15 protein-coding genes are annotated in these 19,946 nt (G+C 40.4%); 13 read left to right on the top strand and 2 right to left on the bottom strand.

From position 1 onward, the window contains the following. The first annotated feature begins 71 nt into the window (after nt 1–71). The 8 genes from recG to BN1875_RS02860 all read left to right on the top strand — a co-directional run bounded on the left by recG (nt 72) and on the right by BN1875_RS02860 (nt 9,496). Nucleotides 72–2,102, top strand: coding sequence for an ATP-dependent DNA helicase RecG (gene recG, locus BN1875_RS02825; RefSeq protein WP_048603342.1), 2,031 nt, complete (start codon nt 72–74; stop codon nt 2,100–2,102). 121 nt (nt 2,103–2,223) lie between these two features. Continuing rightward, a complete protein-coding gene (gene plsX, locus BN1875_RS02830; RefSeq protein WP_048603398.1) occupies nt 2,224–3,225 on the top strand; it encodes a phosphate acyltransferase PlsX in 1,002 nt (333 codons plus the stop codon). Nucleotides 3,226–3,357: 132 nt separating this feature from the next. Next, complete coding sequence (gene acpP / locus BN1875_RS02835) at nt 3,358–3,600, top strand: acyl carrier protein (protein ID WP_048603399.1); 243 nt, start codon at nt 3,358–3,360, stop codon at nt 3,598–3,600. A 252-nt stretch (nt 3,601–3,852) separates the two neighbouring features. Then, complete coding sequence (locus BN1875_RS02840; RefSeq protein ID WP_048603343.1) at nt 3,853–4,857, top strand: ABC transporter ATP-binding protein; 1,005 nt, start codon at nt 3,853–3,855, stop codon at nt 4,855–4,857. Continuing rightward, nucleotides 4,858–5,802 (top strand): ABC transporter ATP-binding protein, encoded by a 945-nt coding sequence (locus tag BN1875_RS02845; RefSeq protein ID WP_048603344.1) that lies wholly within the window; start codon nt 4,858–4,860, stop codon nt 5,800–5,802. A 1-nt stretch (nt 5,803) separates the two neighbouring features. After that, on the top strand, nt 5,804–6,760 hold the full coding sequence (opp4B, locus tag BN1875_RS02850) for an oligopeptide ABC transporter permease (protein WP_048603345.1): 957 nt from the start codon (nt 5,804–5,806) through the stop codon (nt 6,758–6,760). A 15-nt stretch (nt 6,761–6,775) separates the two neighbouring features. Further along, nucleotides 6,776–7,693 (top strand): ABC transporter permease, encoded by a 918-nt coding sequence (locus tag BN1875_RS02855; protein WP_048603346.1) that lies wholly within the window; start codon nt 6,776–6,778, stop codon nt 7,691–7,693. Nucleotides 7,694–7,714: 21 nt separating this feature from the next. Continuing rightward, entirely contained in the window at nt 7,715–9,496 is a 1,782-nt protein-coding gene (locus BN1875_RS02860; protein ID WP_048603347.1) for an oligopeptide ABC transporter substrate-binding protein, read from the top strand. Nucleotides 9,497–9,655: 159 nt separating this feature from the next. On the opposite strand, the gene BN1875_RS02865 is transcribed toward BN1875_RS02860, so the two are convergent. After that, nucleotides 9,656–10,162 (bottom strand): cysteine hydrolase family protein, encoded by a 507-nt coding sequence (locus tag BN1875_RS02865; RefSeq protein ID WP_048603348.1) that lies wholly within the window; start codon nt 10,160–10,162, stop codon nt 9,656–9,658. Between the two features lie 217 nt (nt 10,163–10,379). Here BN1875_RS02865 and BN1875_RS02870 point away from each other — a divergent pair, with 217 nt between their 5' ends. After that, nucleotides 10,380–11,321 (top strand): magnesium transporter CorA family protein, encoded by a 942-nt coding sequence (locus tag BN1875_RS02870; RefSeq protein WP_048603349.1) that lies wholly within the window; start codon nt 10,380–10,382, stop codon nt 11,319–11,321. A gap of 121 nt (nt 11,322–11,442) precedes the next feature. After that, nucleotides 11,443–11,691 carry a GlsB/YeaQ/YmgE family stress response membrane protein gene (locus BN1875_RS02875; protein WP_048603350.1) on the top strand — a complete coding sequence of 83 codons (249 nt, stop codon included), beginning with the start codon at nt 11,443–11,445 and terminating at the stop codon, nt 11,689–11,691. 100 nt (nt 11,692–11,791) lie between these two features. Here the strand turns inward: BN1875_RS02875 and BN1875_RS02880 are convergent, their stop codons facing one another. Then, complete coding sequence (locus BN1875_RS02880; protein WP_048603351.1) at nt 11,792–13,219, bottom strand: helix-turn-helix domain-containing protein; 1,428 nt, start codon at nt 13,217–13,219, stop codon at nt 11,792–11,794. Between the two features lie 569 nt (nt 13,220–13,788). Between BN1875_RS02880 and BN1875_RS02885 the strand changes: the two genes are divergently transcribed. The 3 genes from BN1875_RS02885 (at nt 13,789) to BN1875_RS02895 (ending at nt 19,859) form a co-directional block, all read left to right on the top strand. Next, the gene (locus BN1875_RS02885; protein ID WP_147570563.1) at nt 13,789–16,983 is read left to right on the top strand and encodes a SpaA isopeptide-forming pilin-related protein; all 3,195 of its coding nucleotides are present in this window, start codon (nt 13,789–13,791) and stop codon (nt 16,981–16,983) included. Further along, nucleotides 16,984–18,264 carry a pilin N-terminal domain-containing protein gene (locus BN1875_RS02890; RefSeq protein WP_048603353.1) on the top strand — a complete coding sequence of 427 codons (1,281 nt, stop codon included), beginning with the start codon at nt 16,984–16,986 and terminating at the stop codon, nt 18,262–18,264. A 68-nt stretch (nt 18,265–18,332) separates the two neighbouring features. After that, nucleotides 18,333–19,859: a SpaH/EbpB family LPXTG-anchored major pilin gene (locus BN1875_RS02895; RefSeq protein WP_048603354.1), complete on the top strand. Its 1,527-nt coding sequence runs from the start codon at nt 18,333–18,335 to the stop codon at nt 19,857–19,859. The last annotated feature ends 87 nt before the right edge of the window (nt 19,860–19,946 follow it).

Consider the following 19,946-nt stretch of genomic DNA (forward strand, 5'->3'; position numbering starts at 1 on the left):
AACTTCACTTATAAGTTATGGACCATCCTGTTTTTTTGCAAAGAGAGAAATCATCGGGAAGGAGGAGTTGGATGGTAACGACCGCAGTTCAGTTTTTAAAGGGAGTCGGAGAAAAAAGAGCACAGGATTTGGCGGAACTGGGAATTTTGACCGTCGAGGATTTAATGAGCTATTACCCGTTTCGGTATGAAGACATTCAAGAACGGGACTTGCAGGAGATTCAAGATCAGGAAAAGGTGACCATCAAAGGTGTTGTCGTTTCTCCACCAGTACTCAACCGTTTCGGCTATAAAAAATCCCGTCTGCAGTTTCGGATGATGCAGGATCATGGCGTGTTCAATGTTTCTTTTTTCAATCAGCCGTATTTGAAGGACAAAGCGATTATGGGAGAAGAGCTGGCTGTTTATGGCAAATGGGATGCCAAACGCCAAGCGTTGACAGGAATGAAAATCCTTGGCAGTCAAAGTCAGGGAGATTTTGCGCCGATTTATCACGTGAATAAGAAAATCAAACAACGAACTTTAATCGAATTGATTCGTCAGGCTTTTGCACAATTTGGTGAGGAAATCGAAGAAAACCTACCTTTGTCTTTGCGGGAAAAATATCGCTTGATCGATCGAAAACAGGCGATGTTTGCGATGCATTTTCCGGAAAATCCCGAAGAAAACCATCAGGCTAAACGACGAGTGATCTTTGAAGAATTCTTTTTATTTCAATTGAAGGTTCAAGGGTTAAAACAAAAGGAAAAAGCAGAGGTCAATGGAATCGCCATTCAATACGACGTGCAACGATTAAAGCAATTTACCCAGAAACTGCCTTTTGAATTGACCAATGCCCAAAAACGAGTCACCAATGAAATTTGCAGTGACTTGCGCAGTCCAAGACACATGCAGCGCTTGTTGCAAGGGGATGTCGGCAGCGGCAAAACCGTGGTCGCCGCCATTGCTCTTTACGCGACGGTAACGGCTGGATTTCAAGGCGCATTGATGGTGCCAACTGAAATTTTGGCGCAGCAGCATATGGAAAGTTTGAATCAACTTTTTGATCCGCTGGAAATTCGTACAGCTTTGCTGACAGGTTCTACCAAAGCAAAGGAGCGGCGGGTGATTTTGGAACAATTGGCAAATGGGGAGATTGATATTATTGTTGGGACCCACGCGTTGATCCAAGAAGGGGTCAATTTTGCCTATCTCGGTTTGGTCATCACGGACGAACAGCACCGTTTTGGCGTTAACCAACGGCGGGTTTTGCGGGAAAAAGGGCTGCATCCTGATGTGTTGTTTATGACAGCAACGCCGATTCCCCGAACGTTGGCAATCACAGCATATGGAGAAATGGACGTTTCGATCATCGATGAATTGCCGGCCGGGCGAGTTCCCATCGAGACTCGCTGGATTCGTCCGCCGCAATTGGATTCGGTTTTAGAATGGAGTTTTCGTGAATTGCAGCAGGGGCATCAAATGTATGTGATCTGTCCGCTGATTGAAGAATCTGAATCCTTGGATGTCAAAAATGCTGTGGAAATCTATGAACGCTTGCAGGCGTATTTTGCCCCGGACTACCAGGTGGATTTGCTTCATGGAAAAATGAAAAACCAAGAAAAAGAAACCATCATGGAAACCTTCAAAAACAACGACACGCAGATTTTGGTTTCTACAACCGTGATTGAAGTCGGTGTCAATGTACCGAATGCGACCGTCATGCTGATTATGGATGCGGATCGCTTTGGTTTGGCCCAACTGCACCAATTACGGGGCCGGGTGGGACGTGGGGCGCAGGCTTCTTATTGCATTTTGGTCGCTGATCCAAAAAACGAGATGGGTGTCGAACGAATGAAAATCATGACAGAAACCAACAACGGCTTTTTATTGAGCGAAAAAGATCTGGAGTTGCGAGGCCCCGGAGAAGTATTCGGCTTTCGACAATCCGGCTTGCCTCAATTTATGGCAGGAGATATTGTGGCGGATGCAACGATTTTGGAAGTTGCCCGACAAGAAGCCCAAGAAATTTGGAAAAAGCAGAATTGGCAGGTCTTACCAGACTATGCACCACTGGCAGATTACCTCGAAAAGCAAGCGGCAGAAAACCAGTTTTTCGACTAAAAAAATATGCTATACTAAAAAAGAATGAAAAAAAATCGCCGCTTTTTTGCTTTTTGTTGCTCAGAAAATCGGCAGAGAAAAAATAAAATTTAACCTAAGAATGCGGGGAACGATACCTATGATGAGAATTGCGGTTGATGCGATGGGCGGCGACAATGCCCCCAAAGCAATCGTTGAAGGGGTCATGCTGGCGAAAAAAGAATTTCCAGACATCCACTTTCAACTTTATGGAAAAGAAAGCGAAATAACAAAATACGTGACAGATCACGCCAATGTGACGATCATCCATACCGATGAAAAAATCAACAGTGATGATGAACCAGTAAAAGCAATCCGCAGAAAGAAAAATGCTTCGATGGTTTTGGCAGCACAAGCAGTGAAACAAGGAGAAGCGGATGCCGTGTTTTCTGCCGGCAACACAGGCGCGCTATTAGCAGCAGGGCTGTTTATCGTCGGACGAATCAAAGGCGTGGAACGCCCCGGCTTGATGTCGACACTGCCAGTGATGGGCAAAGAGACCGGTTTTGATATGCTAGATCTGGGTGCCAATGCAGAAAACAAAGCGGAACATTTACTGCAATACGGTATTTTAGGTTCCTTCTATGCGAAAAATGTTCGGGGAATTCAAGAGCCGAGAGTGGGCTTGTTGAACAATGGAACGGAAGAAACCAAAGGCAGTGAGCTGACGAAAGCCGCCTTTGACTTGTTGAAAAACGAACCAAGCATCCATTTTATCGGCAATGTAGAAGCACGGGAATTATTGACCGGCGCAGCCGATGTTGTGGTGACGGATGGATTTACCGGCAATGCCGTGTTGAAATCCATCGAAGGAACAGCGCTGAATTTAATGGCATTATTAAAAGAATCGATTTTATCTGCCGGCGTTAAAGGAAAATTAGGTGCGGTTTTATTGAAAGATTCACTACGGGGACTAAAAAATGAACTGGATTATTCCAAACATGGCGGTGCCGTTTTGTTTGGCTTAAAAGCACCGGTCATCAAGACCCACGGAGCTACCGGACCAGAAGCGGTCGCCTATACAATCCACCAAATTCACACCATGTTGGAAACGGATGTTGTGAATCAATTGGTTGAATTTTATGAAAAAAATGACGAAAAATGAATGTTTATTCGAAACTAGTCTGACATTTTTGTAATGAAACTGCAAAAAAGTCTAGACAAACGCAACAGAAAGACGTAAAATCTGTATTAGCTAACTTTTCAACTTTGGTCAAAAGCGTGGAGGTGAATGCAATTGACACGTGATGAAGTATTTAAGAAAGTAGCCGTCGTGATCGCCAATCATTTTGAGGTCGACGCGGATAAAGTTACCGATGAAATGAGTATTAAAGATGACTTGAACGCGGATTCCATTAGTGTAATGGAGTTTGTATTAGAATTAGAAGATGAGTTTGGTACCGAAATCTCTGATGAGGATGCTGAACAAATCCAAACTGTTGGCGGAGCAGTTGACTACATTGCAAGCCATTTAGCCTAAGTATTTCGCCTAATTAGAACGCTCTGATTAGGCGCGTTTTTTTTTACCCGCAAATCATGTGTGGAAATATAGTGAAAGTATTCTGAAAATTCTGCTTTTTAAATAATAAAACTTGCAATATACCGTTTCATTCTATATAATTATTAAGAAAATATTACACAATGTTAAGAAACCAATGGGCAAAAAACGGACAGCTTTTTTTGAATCATTTTTCAGTAAAAAACTTCATCCGAAGCAGAGAGGGGTATTCGATTGTCAGGAGATAATCAATTGCTAGAAGTTCAAAACCTACATACAGGCTTTCGTATTAAAGATGAGTATTATGATGCAGTAGACGGTGTTTCGTTTACATTAGACCGCAATGAGATTTTAGCGATCGTAGGCGAATCCGGTTGTGGCAAAAGTACATTGGCTACGACCATCATGGGGCTCCATGATCCGAACAACACCAAAATCACCGGCGAAATTTTGTACAAAGATTTGAACTTATCAAACTTAAATGAGACACTTTATAATAAAATTCGCGGAAATGATATTGGAATGATTTTCCAAGATCCATTGTCTGCCTTAAACCCATTGATGCGAATTGAAGACCAAATCAAGGAAGGGTTGTTTTACCATACCGACATGAATGCTGAGCAGCGTCAAGCACGGGCATTGGAATTGTTGGGTCAAGTAGGAATCCCAAATCCGGCTCGTGTGGGTCGTCAATACCCCCATGAATTATCCGGCGGGATGCGGCAACGGGTAATCATCGCCATTGCCATCGCCTGCAAACCACCTATCATCATCGCAGACGAACCAACGACGGCACTAGACGTAACCATTCAAGCACAAATTTTGGATTTGCTAAAAGATTTGCAGGAAGAAACCCAATCAGGAATTATTCTGATCACCCATGACTTAGGGGTCGTGGCTGAGATGGCAGATCGGGTGGCGGTAATGTACGCTGGACAATTTGTTGAAGTGGCAACAGCAGAAGAATTATTTGCTAATCCGCAACATCCTTACACACGTTCATTGTTGAACTCGATTCCACAGGATGACTCAGAAAATGATGAATTGCACGTTATCGAAGGTGTAGTACCTTCATTGAAAAATATGCTTCGTACCGGGTGCCGTTTTGCTCCTCGAATTTCTTGGATTCCGGAAAGTGCCCATGAAGAAAATCCAACCCTTCATGAAGTGGCGCCTAATCATTTAGTACGTTGTACGTGCTATCAGCATTTCCATTTTAGAGACGAAGGAGAAGTGTAAATGTCAGAATTAATTACAATCAAAGATCTGAAAATCCACTATCCGATTCGTAGCGGTTTCTTCAATCGAGTAACCGATTATGTGTATGCTGTGGACGGCGTGGACTTCGTGATTGAAAAAGGAAAAACATATGGTTTAGTTGGCGAATCCGGTTCAGGAAAATCGACTACCGGAAAAGCCATCGTCGGGTTAGAAAAAGTAACCAGCGGCGAAATCATTTTTGACGGACAAGATGTAACCAAACGGGCGAATCGCCGGAAAATGAACTACAACAAAGATGTACAGATGATTTTCCAAGATTCCATGTCCAGTTTGAATCCTAAAAAACGGGTTATCGACATCATTGCCGAACCATTACGCAACTTTGAACGCTTGAGCGATCAAGAAGAAAAGAAACGGGTTCGGGAATTGTTGGACATCGTTGGGATGCCCGGGGATGCGTTGTACAAGTATCCTCATGAATTTTCCGGCGGACAACGACAACGGTTAGGAGTTGCTCGAGCAGTAGCTTCCAATCCAAAATTGATCGTAGCTGACGAACCGGTTTCTGCTTTGGACTTATCCGTTCAAGCACAGGTTTTGAACTTTATGAAACGAATCCAACAAGAATACGGCTTGAGCTATTTGTTCATTTCCCATGACTTGGGTGTTGTCAAACACATGTGTGACAATATCGCTATCATGTATAAAGGCCGCTTCGTTGAAATCGGCAGTCGGGAAGATATTTATAATGACCCGCGCCACATTTATACCAAACGCCTACTATCTGCTATTCCACAAATCGATGTACCAAACCGGGAAGCCCATAAAGATGAACGCCGCCGGGTAGAGGAAGAATACATTCGACGTCAAAAGGAATATTATGACAATACGGGACGTGTCTATGATTTGCGAAAATTGACCGGCACACACCAAGTTGCATTAAAAGATGGGGGGGCAAAATAATATGTGGAAAACAATTCTGCGTCGTTTATTATTGATGATCCCTCAAGTAATTATTTTGAGTATTTTGATTTTTGTTTTGGCAAAAATGATGCCTGGGGATCCGTTTACTGGGTTGATCAATCCAAACCAAGACCCTGCAGTTATTGCACAATTACGGGAAACTGCTGGTTTGAATGATCCATGGTACACCCAATATTTCCGTTGGATCGGTAATGCACTGCAAGGAGACTTCGGTCGCAGCTTTATCTACAAATTGCCAGTAGCTTCTTTATTAGCCGGTCGGATCGTAAATACATTATGGTTGTCACTTTTGACAGTCATCATTACTTACTTGATTGCTGTACCGCTGGGAATGTTAGCTGGTCGTTACCAAAATTCTTGGTTGGATAAAGTCGTAGTGGTTTACAACTTTTTCAGTTTCGCTGTACCATTGTTTATCTTCGCTTTGATTATGCTTTTTGTTTTTGGGTATCGTCTAGGTTGGTTCCCAACCAGCGGCTCTGTGAATGCTGGTTTGACTGGCATGGCGGCCTTTTGGAATAAGGCGTATCATTTGGTCTTACCTTCCTTAACACAAGCTTTCTTAGGAACCGCAGTCACGATCCAATACCTGCGAAGCGAAGTCATCGATTCGAAATCTCTGGATTTTGTACGGACAGCGCGATCAAAAGGGGTACCAACAAAGAAAGTCTTTTCTCGACACATTTTTAGAAATGCGTCCTTACCGATTGCTTCCCAAATGGGGTATGAAATTACTTCCCTAATTGCTGGATCAGTCGTTATTGAACAAATCTTTGCTTATCCTGGTGTTGGTAAATTATTTATCGATAGTATCTCTCAACGGGATTACGCCGTTATCACCTCCTTGGTGCTGATTTTAGGGATCGCAACACTGATCGGTACACTATTATCAGATATCATTATGAGTATCGTCGATCCACGGATCAGAATTCAATAGGGAGGGAGAAAGAAAATGGCTGAAAAAAAAGAAGAAGCATTGAAACAAGAAAGTATCCCACCTATGGGATTTCAAATGATCGTTCGTGAATTTTTAAAAGATAGATTAGCGATTTTCTCGCTGATTTTACTGATCGCCGTATTGCTTTTCGTTTTTATTGCGGCAATCGTTATCGATCAAGACAAGGTTATGTATGTCAGTATTTTAGATAAATACGCTCCTCCTGGTTCAGTATCCATGGATGGCGTAAAATTCTTCTTAGGTGCCGATGAAGGTGGTCGGGATGTCTGGGGTCAATTGATCATCGGGGCAAGAAATTCGATTTTGATTGGTTTTGCCATCACAATCATTACTTCGATTATCGGTGTTGGCTTGGGAATTATTTCTGGCTACTATGGCGGGATGATTGACAATATTTTGATGCGAATCGTAGATTTTGTCATGATTCTACCAATTATGTTGATTATTATCGTTTTCGTAACGATTATTCCTCGATACAATGTCTGGTCCTTTATTTGGATCATGAGTGCCTTTTATTGGGTAGGAAAAGCCCGGCTCTTCCGCAGTAAAACCTTATCGGAAGGTCGTCGAGATTATGTTTCTGCATCAAAAACGATGGGAACAGGGGATCTTAAAATCATGTTCCGGGAAATCATGCCGAATTTGAGCTCATTGATCATTACCAACTTGACCATGAACTTTGCGGCGAATATCGGAATTGAAACGACCCTGACCTTCTTGGGCTTCGGGTTACCGACCAATGTGCCAAGTTTGGGAACATTGATCAGCTTCGCCAGCAACGGGGACGTACTGGTGAATAAACAATGGATCTGGTTGCCAGCATCGATACTGATTTTGGTACTGATGTTGAGCATTAATTACGTTGGACAAGCATTCAAGCGCTCTGCGGATGCCCGTCAACGACTAGGTTAATAGATTAGAGGAGGATATAGGATGAAGAAAAAGATTTTTGGAGTAATCGCTTTAGCATCTGTTGCTTTACTGGCAGCATGTGGCGGCGGTAACGGGGGAACAGATTCGTCAGGTGGAAATTCAGCGACGGAAACAGAGGATGCAAGCAAATTACCTCTAAAAGTATCAAATGACAAAAAAGCAATCGACGGCGGAACATTGGATGTAGCGGTAGTTATGGATACGCAATTCCAAGGTTTGTTCCAACAAGAATTCTATCAAGATAACTATGATTATCAATTTATGCAAGCAAGTGTTGAATCATTATTTGTAACAGATAATGACTTCAAAATCGTTGACGGCGGTGCCGCAAACTTGAAACTTGATCAAGACAACAATACAGCAACGATTACTTTGCGTGACAATTTGAAATGGTCAGATGGCGAAGATGTGACAGCAGATGACGTGATTTTCTCTTATGAAGTAATTGGAGACAAAGACTATACCGGTATCCGTTACGATGCCAACTTTACGAATATCGTAGGGATGGAAGATTACCACGCTGGGAAAGCTGACACAATTTCCGGTATTAAAAAAGACGACGACAAAACAGTAACGATCACTTATAAAGAAGTGCATCCAGGTATGATGCAAGCTGGTGGTGGTGTTTGGAGTAACGCGTTACCAAAACACAGCTTTGAAGGTATTGCAGTCAAAGACATGGAATCAAGTGATGCTGTTCGTAAGAACCCAGTTACTTTTGGTCCTTACTACATGAAGAACATTGTAAAAGGCGAATCAGTTGAATTTGCGCCAAATGAATATTACTATGGCGAAAAACCAAAACTTTCAAAAATGGTCTTTAAATCTGTTCCATCTGCATCAATTGTAGAAGCGTTGAAATCAAAACAATACGATATCGCACTTTCTATGCCAACAGATGCTTATGCAACGTATAAAGACGTGGAAGGCTATGAAATCTTAGGTCGTCCAGAACAATCTTATACTTACCTTGGTTTCAAATTAGGTAAATGGAATGCTGATGAAAACAAAGTTGAATACGATGAAAACTCAAAAATGGCTGACAAATCTCTACGCCAAGCAATGGGTTATGCCATCGACAACGATGCCGTGGGTAACAAGTTCTACAACGGTTTGCGTAGCAATGCGACAACCCTAATCCCACCAGTATTTGGTACTTTGCATGATACAAAAGTAAAAGGCTATACACAAGATGTGGACAAAGCAAACAAATTATTGGATGATGCTGGCTACAAAGATACTGATGACGATGGAATCCGTGAAAACAAAGATGGCGAAAAATTAACCATCAACTTCGCTTCTATGTCCGGTGGTGAAACCGCACAACCATTAGCAGATTACTATGTACAACAATGGAAAGCAATCGGTTTAGATGTTGAATATACGACTGGCCGTTTGATCGACTTCCAAGCATTCTACGACAAATTAGAAAATGATGATCCTGAAATCGATGTGTACCAAGGTGCTTGGGGTACAGGAGCTGATCCTTCACCAACCGGATTGTATGGTCCTAACTCAGCCTTCAACTACACTCGTTTCGAATCAGAAGAAAACACAAAATTATTGCAAGCAATCGATTCAAAAGCTTCCTTTGATGATGACAAACGTAAAGAAGCTTTCGATGCATGGCAAGAATATGCTTCTGATGAAGCCTTCGTTATTCCAACACTTTACCGTAATGAAGTATTACCTATCTCAGAACGTGTAACTGGTTGGGATTGGGCATACGACATCGACTACAATGTTTGGGCAACAGTTGGTGTTACTTCAGAAGATCGCTAATTTTGATTTTTTTGAAAAATAAGAAATAAGGAAACCCCTGATAAGGCAAACGGTGATGTTTGGCTTGTCGGGGGTTTTTGTATGTTCTTTAGTTTTTTTACAAAAAAACTAAGACCGATAGAATATTTCTATCAGTCCTAGAAATTATAGCGCTCATTTTTAATTTTCCCTACCACCAACCTGCATATTAAATGCCTTCAACAACTCCAGTGCCTTCGCTCCGTGTTTTCTGCTGGAAACCAAAGCTGGATCAATCAAAAAATCTGCTTCCGGAAAAGCACTTTGTATCTCGATGGCATTTGAAAGAACACACAAATTGGTTTCTACACCGGTAATTTCGATATTTTTTTGCTCTTGTTTGCTGTCAAACAGAGCTTTTTTGATTTCCACCAAAGTTTCTGGAGGAATACTAAAGTAATATTTTTTGGCGACCCGCTCACCGTTCTTTGGCGTAAGCTCTGGAATAAGTTGCAATGATTTTTGCTCTTCATTGGCAGTGTTTTTATACTCGATTGGAATATCTCGGGTGTAGAGAATGTATTCCTGATTTTCTCGAGCTATTTCCAGTCGATGTTGGATTCTTTTTACCAGCTCTTCCGAATCTGGAAGGTAAAATTCACTTTCAGGATCAAGAATATGGTTTTGCATGTCAATGATTACTAACAAAGAAACACCTCCAGTGATGGGAAATTCATTCTTACTCCTAGTTTCTACTTTTTTTTACGACTATTCAAAAGAAATGCTCATACTCAAGGGATTAAATCTAATTATAGTTGTATTTTTTTCTATAAAAATAAAATAATAGTTATTTTTTGACAAAAAATCCGCAAAAGAGGACAATTATATTAAAGATGAGAAAAAATTAATCTTTATGGAGGGCAAAATGATTGAGTACTACAAGCTGAATGCTGCTGGAACCCTCAAGAGTGATGCTGCAGAAGCGAATTGGGTGAATGTTCAAAATTTATCTGAGGATGAAATCAAAGACATCGCAGAAAAATATGATTTACCAATCGACTTATTCGCAGGGATTGATGAACCGGAAGAAGTTTCACGAGTAGAACATCTGCAATCAGAGAAATTAGGAGAGGTTTACTCATTGGTGGTTTTGAATCTATCGGATCAAACAGAGCAATCAATTGAATCCCGACTGCATCCGATCTCTTTTGTTGTGGCTGAGAAAATGCTGCTGACCTATTCTTGCCGGGATTCTGATTTTATTCCCTCGATGATCGCCAAGTATTCACGAGAATTCAATTGTTTTGAACAAGTAATTGCTTATTCACTATTGTCGATCTACGACCACTACTTGATAGATTTAGAAGAAATCAAGGTGCGGATTGATCAATTGGATAAAGCCGCTCGGAAAACTACTGAGAATCAAGAATTGTTTAATTTGGCTGATACGACACGGGATATCGTGTATATCGATCATACCTTGCAGGATCAGGATGAAACACTGACTTATCTCTGGGAAAAAACCAAATTTCTCGAAAAAATCGATAACCCAGAACTGGTCTATGATGTTCAGCTGCGCCATCGGCAGGTGAATAAATTGATTGCTATTTATCGCGATCTTTTAGAGGCAATCGGTGGGTTATTCACCGATATGATGGACAATAATCTGAACCATCTGATGAAATATTTGGATTCAGCGGCACTTGTGATTTCGATTCCCGCCCTCGTGTCAGGTATTTGGGGGATGAATACCGGTGGACTTCCTGGGAAGGGTTCACAGGTAGGTTTCTGGGTCGTGATCGTGCTTTCTGTGATTTTGGCAGTGATTGCTGCGGTCCATCTGAGTAAAAAAGATTTTACAAAGTAACAAAAATTTTTTGGGAATAAGCAAGGTATCTTATCATGAGATATGTCTGCTTTTCATAAATATCTTATTGTAGGAAGTTGAAAAAAAGGAACGCAACGTTCAGTAAAGGAGGAGAAAAATTATGGGATTTATTTGGTCATTAATCGTAGGTGGTGTTATTGGCGCAATTGCTGGAGCAATCACAAATAAAGGTGGTTCAATGGGAATCATCGCAAATGTGATCGCCGGTTTGGTGGGCTCTGCTATCGGGCAAGCACTGTTAGGAACATGGGGACCAGTCATCGGAGGAATGGCAGTCATTCCATCAATTATCGGCGCAGTCATCTTAGTTGCCATCGTGTCTTTCTTTTTTGGCAGAAAAGCAACCTAGAAACCTGTAAGAATCAAGAAAATTATGATAGTCGAAAAAAGCTGAACTCACTGGGAAAAACCAGTGAGTTCAGCTTTTTTTGGTTACACACAAATGAACGTTAACTATTTACAGGAATCTGGTTTTTATAGGAAAGATTCTTCTTCCGGTGCCAATAACGCAATTCCCGGTAAAGAGTAACGTAATCGGTATTCTTGCTGAAAAAATTGAAAACGAAAAAGGGTGTCTGATTTTCTTCTGGGAGCAATAGCGCGGAAGAACAAATCAGAAAGTCATAGTGCTCTTTTTCGTAAATAGAGTAGGGGACCAGTTTAATGAAGGAAAGATCCTTCAAGTGATTTTTAATATCCTGCAGAAAAAGCTGATTGGATTCCATCACCAAAGCAACGAGCAAGGACTGTCGTTGTCCGGATTCCTCAAAATATTCCAAGGTTAACCAGGTAAATAAATCAGTGATGCACTGCTGGCAACTTTGCAGCCATTCAAAACCTTGTCGCCGACTGAAACGTTGGAAAAAGGAAGCAACTTGTTTTTGCAACGCTTCAAAAAGTACAGACTGGTTTTGTCGAAAGTAGCTCAGCAAATTAAACAATGTCGGAATGCGTTGGGGAAACACGTAGTAGCAAAAAAGAATATTGTAAAGATTTCCGTGAATCGCCGGATTTTTTTCAAAAAGATTAAAATCACCTCGAAGAATTTCCTTGCTCCAAAATTTTTCAAAGTTTCGCAAAATCGTGGTTAGCTGATTTTTTTGCTGAAAATGTTCCTGCATCATTGGCAGTCGCGGGTCCTGTTCATCTGCGTAGGTCGGCGCATAAAAGTGCATAAACTGCATGAAGCGATATTCTGCTATCAAATGTTCTTCTTTAATCGGAAAAAAATCTTGCAACGATTGAGCGGTCAGTGAACTTGAATGAATCAAGACCGGGTCATACTGCGGATCATCTTCCACCCAAAACTCCCCCTTGATTCGCAAATAAGTGATTTCCGCAAACAAATAGACTTCCTTTGCACCAACGTAATCTCGACCCATAGGCACTTCCTTGCTAAGAGATGCTAAAGTTGCCATTAATTCGCCTCGTTGAAAATGTTGAAATAATTCTTCATCTCCTTTTGATACTGCCCAAATAAAATTAAAAAAAGTCAGACGAATCAAACGCTCGTCTCCCTTTAATGAAAGCTTGGTGCGGTTAAATAGGAGATTAAACTGTTGCAGGTATTCCGCAAGGGGCTGCAGATGCCGCATCCCTGAAGCGATACTTATGTAATGAGAAGCGCAAAAATCCTTTAAATTATGGCGGGGGCGTTCCAGCATATAAAGCAACGCTTGATAAGGCACTCCTTGTTGGATTAAATGAGAGAAATACTGATCGTAGGTTATTCCGATGATTGGCCAATGAATCTGTCCTTGTAATGTAAAAAAAGTGATATTATCTTCGCTTAATTCATCAAATTCCAGCTTCATTTCCGTTAATAAATTTTGGGTGCTGCTATAAACGAAGCCCAAACTATCGCTAATTGACTTCACAGAATGTTCACCAGCAGGCAATGTCTCTAAAAATTGAAAAATTTAGATTTTCTTCTGTTCTTTTTTCGATAACATGATTGTCGCCAGCATAACCCCACCTCTTTCTACTTTAATTATAAAGAAAGGGCTTGCTGTTATCAAATAATTATCGAAAAAAACAGGATGTTTTATAATCTTAATCTAATATAATGCACGTTGTTTATTATATTATAATTCTAGTTGTTTTTACATAGGTCAGTAAAATAGTGCGTTTTTATAATCTTTTTTCATAAAATAAGTTTTGTTTTGTGATAAATGTAACGATTTATTTGTGATAATAAATTATTTAAGTCCGTGTTTTACCTTTTATCATACTATTCATACGTTTGTTAACGTTATTTAATTAATAAGTTGTCTGACTTTTCTATAGTTTGTGAGAAAACGATTAAATTGTTACTCTTGAAGTGTAATAAATTAGAAAACAGTTTGAAAAAATAAGGGGGTTATCGATTGCAAGCGTTCATTCGTTTAAAGAAGTGATGTCTGTTAAATGAGGAGCAGAAGGAATCGATTTATTGAGAGGAAAGGAAGTGGACAATGAAATGAAAATGAAGAAGAAATGGCGGTCGCTTGTGCCATTCTTGGTTATTTTGACAATCATTCTTCCCTATATTAGTACGATTGCCTTATCAATGCCGGATAAAGCAGAGGCAATCACGACGGGAGAAGTAATTTTTGATGATGAAAATTATGGACGTGTAGAGGTTTCCTATGAAGAAAAGGAAGCAACTGTTGCATGGACAATTGATTATCAAAAGTATCAAAGTGGTTCATCAAATGATGTGCAGCGTTTGATGAAACTAAAATTAGACAAAGCGGCGACGGGAGTTGGTACAGTAAACAACGCCAACGCTCCGGGAATGACCATGCAGGCAGATGGCTGGCTGGTAGAAAATGATTTTTCTGCAACATCTAAAGGACAGCTTTTAGCCGAAGTTCCAAAGGAGGAAGCGACTTTAGCTATCGATATTCAGTTAGACCAACAGCAGATTATTACCAAGGAAATTGAAACAGTGGTGGAAATGCCAGTTGTTCAAGAAGCTACAGAGGAAGAAACAGAGGAAGTGACTGAACCCCAAGCAGTTACGGAAATTGAACAGGTTACAGAAGAAGTCATCACAGAAAACATTCTGTCAACAACGCAACAGGGCCCTCACCAAGTAACAGCACAGTTACAAGTGGAAGAACCTGTGGAATCCGAAACGGCTGTGGAGGATGAAGTTGCGGAAGAAGCCACAGAAGCTACAGATGTGGAAGAAGAAGTCGCAATAGATGAAAATGTGATTTTACCGGCTGCTGGATTGGGAAGAAGTACGGCGGAACCAGAGTTGCCACCGGTTACTGCAACGAAACGCGCACGATTGGCGACGGAAGATGCGAATGGGGTTAGTCTTACTCCACAAGAAGCGTGGGATCAGCGATTGTATGAAATTACGTTTGATTTGGAGGCGGATGCCCCGTTGATTCATGGTGCGGCGGATATTGTATTTATTGTGGATGGAAGTAGTTCTGCAAATGGTGGAACTCGAGCAGGTGATGTCATCAATGCGATTACCTATTTGGCAGAACAACTAGGTGAGGCTGCAGATAACATTAATATTGCGGTTCTACCAGCTTTAGGACCTTCTGGACATTTTAACGCCACAATGGGGAATATTGTGACACATTTTGAACCGATGACATATTGGAAAGATCAGGATTACAAAAATCTTAATACTCAAGTTAGTACAATTTTGACACATAGGAAAGGGAGCAAAGATGCCTTAAGTGTTGTCACATATGCAAATAACTTATTAAAAGACCGTGATAATCAGGCTTTTGTTGTCTTCACAGTTGGAGATGAGATTACAGACTCTGAGGACGTTGGAACGCTTATGAGTAAATCATCCTACCTTTCTAAGGAAAATACTTTCGCTGCTCAAACAGATGGTGATTCTTCACATTGGACAAAGTATTCTGTGACTACAGAAGAAAATTATTTTTATGAAGGAAAAGAAGATGAGTATGGGAATCCAATTGATATCGGTCAGATAATACCATTGATGATTGATTCACTGATAAGTCAGATCAAAATTGAAAAAATTCAATTACAAGATGTAATCAGTCCATATTTTAAAGTAGAAAAGAATGATATTGGTCAGTTAACCCCCCATGCTGACGGAACAAGTTCTTTTGTTATTGAGGATATAGAGTTAGAGGGAGTTAGAGATCCTGAAGGAGGAGAAATTGTCCACTATTCATGGAGTACAACAATTTTAGTCAAAGCAAAAGAAAATTTTGTTGGTGCTGATGTTGTTCCGACGAATATAGGTGCTGAATCAGGTATTACAATTCCTGGTGTAGATACGTTGCAACAATTTACTGTAGTCGGTGAAGAAAATGAAGAAGGTGTAAGACCAGAGTATATAGGTCTCTCTACTCCATATGTAGATGTCAAACTTCTACCGATTATTGGTCCAGACACAAAGGAAACTATCTTACTAAATCAACAAGCAATGCCAAGACCAGTAAGTGATAATGAAGAAGGCCCCACTATTTTTGATGGATGGAAAGATAAAGTCACTTGGGAGACAGATTTCGCAGGTGAGTTACTAGTTGTAGAACCTGCATTCTCAATGGGTGAATTTATTGGTGATGAAACATACTCAAAGGATCATGTATTTTATCCTGAAAGTAGGGTTGAGTATAAAGCACCATTAACTGCGAAAGCAGGAATAGCATCAGAAGACGATGGTGCTAGTGAGTATGTAACGAATTATGGAACAACGAGATTCGATAATACAACCGGTTTGTCTAACTATCCCGGTAACAATCAACAATCAGCAGATGCAACTCATACAGTAGAAGTTCTGACTGCTGAGTTGGAAATTGATAAGACACTGGACGGAAATGAATTGCCGGAAGGCTTTAAAGCAACATTTAAACTTCAGTTAACAGGTCTATCTGAAGAGGGGAAAACGGAAAATCCAGTAGCATCCTATTCAAATGAAATTAGTATTCCAGGGGAAGCTAATTTTGAATCTCTTGGTGTAGGAACGTATAAACTAACTGAAAGGCATGAACATGGGGGCGTTCAAGTTCCTATTTCATGGACGATCAACGTCAGACAAGATCCACTATCTGGTGATCCAAAATTCTCTATATTAGTTGATATTGATGGATTGGAAGGTGTATCTCAAAATGTAGTTCAAAAATCATTGAACAGCTTTGAACTGACAATCAATAACTTAACCAAAGCCTTAACTCTTGATGTTTTGAAACTAGACGAGCATTCCAATCTTCCAATTGAAAATGTTGAATTTGAGATTTTCGATAAGGAAAATCTAACCACCGCAATTGCTTCTGGAACATCTACTACTGATGGGAAAGTAACCTTCAATTTTGAAGAAAACCAAAAACTTCAAATTGGAAAGTCTTATCAATTAAGAGAAACTATAGTTCCAGAAAAATATATCGGTTTAATTGACACGATTGATTTCACTGTTGATATCAATGGGGATATTTCCATAACCGAATCTCCTTATGTTTCAGTTTCTAACTCGGATTCTTCAAATTCGTTAACTGTCTCGCATGAGTTAACTGTCCTAAACAAACCAAAAGGTCAACTGCCATCAACTGGTGGGCAAGGGCGGAAAGCATCTATGATTGCCGCGGCGACACTCATCATCTTTGCGATTGGAACGACCGTCTACTATGTGTACCGCAATCGAAAGGGGGCGAAGTAAATGAAACGACTAAAAGGAATTCTCCTAACACTTTTACTTCTGCTACCGATGATTAGCGTATTTGGTTTAGCAACACAGGCGGATGCACAAGGTGATACCGTAGACTTGGTGCTTCATAAACGAATCATACGAGATATCAACAAAGATGAGGTCACGTATGAAAATAACGGACTTGAATTGGACGAAGATTTTGACATCGTTACTGGACCGACACCATTAAATGGTGCGGAGTTCACTGTCTACGATATTTCAGATTACTTCTATGCAGAAAAAGCAGATCAATCATTAGAAGAGTTGATGAAAGAGTATGGTAATCGAACGGCAGCTAAAGAGTTGATTAAGAGCGGTAAAATTCAGGAAATAGCAACAGTTTCAACTGGTGCAGAGGATAATCCTCGAGGTACCGCTCGTGTTCCTGTTTCTCGGAAGAAAGATGGACGTTATGCACTTTATCTGATTTTTGAAAATGAAGTGGTGAACGACACGGTGGAATTCAATATTGATTTGGAGCGAATCGCAAATCCAATCATTGTTGCACTACCAATCATGAATCCCACCAATCAAACAGAAGAATTAGATGAAATTCACATCTATCCGAAAAACATCGGGTACTTGCGTGATCCGTATTTCTTTAAATATGGAAAAGAAAATGCAGAATCACCAGAAATTGGTGTTCCATTAGAAGGCGCGATTTTCGTCTTGTACCAAATGGTAGGCAATCAAAAACTTTATCTTGATCTAAGTCCAGTTTCCGATTTACAAAATAGTTGGATTCCATCCGATGATCCGCTAAATAATCCGGATGTTAGCAAGTTTACTTCAGATAAAGATGGAGTTGTTACTACAGGTGGACGTTTGTTGCCATCGGGAGAGTTCTTCTTTGAAGAAGTTCAATCCGTTGAAGGCTATCAGATCGAAAAAACGGATATTCCGGTAGTCGTTCCTGATTCTTGGGAAGATGAGAACGGCAATCCGTTGTATGTAACAGTTAACGGACAACAAATGGATGAATTGGAAAGTGGTGAAGTACCGGCTTCTGCTTATCAAAAAGCAGAACCCCGTGTATACAACTATGAAACACCAACACCACCAACTGATCCAGAAGATCCAGCAACACCGCAACAACCGGGTGAGCCAATACCACCGAAGAAGCCATTTCTTCCAGTGACTGGTGAAGCAAAATCATTTATTTCATTGATTGGTGTCCTATTGCTAGGAATTGGATTAGTGATTTGGCATCGTCGCAAAGCGGCAATTAAGTCGAATTCAGAAGATAAATAATTAACTGGCTTGTACCTGAGCGCAAGATTTCGGGTACAAGCACACTAAAAATATTAGGAGGAAAAGAGATGAAAGCGAAGAAAATATTCGGCTTACTAGCCGCAGGTATGATGGCATTGCCACTACTTTTTGGGGCAATGGGAGCAGGAACTAGTGTGGATGCAGCAGAGGTTCCGAAAGATGTAGATGTGACGTTGCATAAATTGGCGTGGAAAGATGAAATGCCCGGAGAGTTACCGAATGACGGGAAACAGATGCCAGAGTTTGCTGAGGATGGAACGACGTTAAGTGGAGTTGAATTTACCGTCTATGATGTGACTGCAAAATATCATGAATTAATATTCGCAAGCACAGCAGAGAACCCACAGCAATCAGCAGTGAATACCATTGTTAATGACTCAACAAGTGGTAAACCAACTTATGCAGCTAGTATTGTAGACGGTGAAAATACAGATACAAAAGGAACTACGGGTACTACTGGAGAAGTTAAATTTGGAAATTTACCTCTGAAAAAAATGGTTGGAGGTATTAGCAAAGACGCTGTTTATCTATTTATAGAAACAGATGCACCAGTCGAAGTTCGTGAAAAAGCGGCTCCAATCGTCTTAGCAATGCCGATTTATACTGTAGGAGATGACTCCACCTTAAACACAGACATTCACTTGTATCCAAAAAATGTAACTATGGAGGATACGAAAGAAATTACAAATATTACAGCTAAAGTTGAAGATGATAAAGGAAATTTAGTTGGTATGAATGTAAACATTGGTGATGAAATTGATTATAAAATTACTATTCATGTGCCTAAGGATATTGCATCTTTTAACACATTTAGTGTAAAAGATACGCCAAGTGCAGGCTTAGTTCTTAAACAGGGTTCAATTAGTCTTCCAAATACGCTGGAAGCAGATGATTATTCACTTACTGTAGGTGGAACTTCAAATCCAAATGGTTTTGAAATTGTATTTGATACAGAAAAAGGTATTAGAGATTTTGCAGGAGAGCCAATCACAATTACCTATAAAATGACCTTAACAGGGGATATTAATCCAAATGACATCCATGGAAATGAGGCATTGTTTACTATTGGTAGCAAACCGAATGAAATCAAGGGTCCCGGTGTTGTAACTGGTGGATATCAATTCAAGAAAACGGATGCTCATACCGGTGCAGGTTTAGCAGGTGCAGAATTTGTTGTGAAAAATGGAGATAAGTACGCTGTTTTTGGAGCAAGCACAACTGGGGAGTATACCTTTACTGGAGTTTGGGCAGATAGTAAGGATGCAACTGGCACAAAGATTACTTCAGGATCTGCCGGTGTATTAAATATTAAAGGTTTTGAAAATGGTAACTATTTCTTAGAAGAAACAAAAGCACCCGAAGGTTATGTTCTATTAACAGAAAATGTGGGATTTAAAGTAGAGTATGGTAAATACGGTAATACTACTCTTGCAACTAATGTAGCCAACACCCCTAAAGGTCTCCTTCCATCAACTGGTGGTAACGGAATATTTGCCTTCTTGGCAATCGGGCTTGGTTTAATGCTAGGTGCCTTCGTTTGGTACAAAAATTCTAAGAAACAAGCACAAGTTTAAGAGATTTTAGTCAAGGTAGAATAGAAATGAGCTGATGCAGTCGTTGTAAAACTGTCTCAGCTCATTTTACTCAAAAGGATAAACGTT

Source organism: Enterococcus massiliensis, from assembly GCF_001050095.1.
GTDB classification, from domain to species: Bacteria; Bacillota; Bacilli; order Lactobacillales; family Enterococcaceae; genus Enterococcus_C; species Enterococcus_C songbeiensis.